Below are 660 nucleotides of genomic sequence, written 5' to 3'. Positions count from 1 at the left end.
CCGCCGCCATGAAGGCCGGGTCCTGGTTGTAGATGCCGAGGTAGTTGACGTTCAGGGCGGCGAGCGCGGCGTTGCCCCACTGGGAGCTGCCGGCCACCTGGGTGCCGGGGCCGAACGCGGCGAGCACCTTCTTGACCAGGGCGAGGTTGTTCTGGCGCAGGCCGGTGCTGCCGGCGGTGATGGTCAGTTCGCGCAGGTTGACGGCGGCCGTGTCGGTGCGGTCGAAGGCGCGGGGGTTCGCCGTGTAGGCGTTTACCGCCCGCTGGACGCCGGCCAGGGTGGCGGCGTCGGTGATGTCGATCTGGTCGTGGTTGAAGTCGAAGTAGACCGTGGCGTGCAGGAAGGTCCACAGCTCGGCCAGGTGCGCGGAGCCGGTGCCGTCGTAGGCCGGGGCGAGCTGGGTGATCCGGTCGGCCACGGCCTGGACGTGGGCGTCGTCCATGGTGGTGGCGTAGCGGTTGTCCCAGGTCCACAGGAAGGTGGACAGGCAGCCGTCGGCGCTGACGGCCGGGTCGGTGAGGAAGGCCACCAGCTGGGCGGGGCTCAGGCCGGTCATGCCGTCGACGGTGCAGGGCACCCCGGCGGCGGTGGTGGCCGGGGCGGCGGCGGGCGCCGCGGCGGGGGCGGCCACGGGGGCGGGGGCGCCGACCCGGTCGGGCA

General features: G+C 73.6%; 1 protein-coding gene. It reads right to left on the bottom strand.

All coding sequences use genetic code 11. The features are described from left to right. The coding region (locus tag AA75_RS53090; protein ID WP_033825503.1) for a M9 family metallopeptidase N-terminal domain-containing protein at positions 1–660 on the bottom strand (660 nt) is incomplete at both ends.

This window comes from Kitasatospora sp. MBT63 (assembly GCF_000710465.2).
Lineage (GTDB): Bacteria > Actinomycetota > Actinomycetes > Streptomycetales > Streptomycetaceae > Kitasatospora.
This window is presented reverse-complemented; position numbering and strand designations above follow the sequence as displayed.